This is a genomic window from Diplocloster agilis (genome assembly GCF_019042275.1).
Taxonomy (GTDB): Bacteria; Bacillota; Clostridia; order Lachnospirales; family Lachnospiraceae; genus Diplocloster; species Diplocloster agilis.
Map to the genome: position 1 here is coordinate 1 of NZ_JAHQCW010000093.1, position 792 is coordinate 792.

Sequence of the window (792 nt, forward strand, 5' to 3'; positions counted from 1 at the left end):
CGTCCTTAACCTCGCCAGCCGACGTAACTCGCCGGACCGTTCTACAAAAAGTACGCGGTTGCACCAATAATGTGCTTCCACAGTTTGTAAACACAGGGTTTCAGGTTCTCTTTCACTCCCCTCCCGGGGTTCTTTTCACCTTTCCTTCACAGTACTATGCGCTATCGGTCACTAAGTAGTATTTAGCCTTGGGGGGTGGTCCCCCCGACTTCCCACAAGGTTCCACGTGTCTCGTGGTACTTTGGATCCCGCTCGCTCACTTCCGCTTTCACATACGAGGCTTTCACTCTCTCTGGCCGGCTTTCCCAAAACCGTTCTGCTAGCTTTCATGTCACTTTTTGCGGTCCATAACCCCGGAATGCACGCATTCCGGTTTAGGCTCTTTCCCGTTCGCTCGCCGCTACTTAGGAAATCGATTTTTCTTTCTCTTCCTCCGGCTACTTAGATGTTTCAGTTCACCGGGTTCCCTCCGCATGGCTATGTATTCACCATACGGTGACTGAGGTTTGCTCAGCCGGGTTTCCCCATTCAGATATCTCCGGATCGTAGGATATTTGCTCCTCCCCGAAGCTTTTCGCAGCTTATCACGTCTTTCATCGGCTCTTAGTGCCAAGGCATCCACCCTGCGCTCTTGTTCGCTTGACCTGCATCCTTATATAGCGTTATAGGGATGGGTCTTGGTTCTTGATTTTCTCGGATTCTTTGAATTGGTTCAAATAAATCTTTTTTTAATCTCGGATGTCTTGAAGTTTCTGTTTTCTTGGGTTGTCTGCGTTGCAATAATGCTTGCTT

Annotated in this window: 1 rRNA gene; it reads right to left on the reverse strand. The window is 49.1% G+C overall.

The features are described 5' to 3' along the window. A 23S ribosomal RNA gene (locus KTH89_RS24680) occupies window positions 1-645 on the reverse strand; the annotation flags it as partial. Window positions 646-792: the final 147 nt, after the last annotated feature.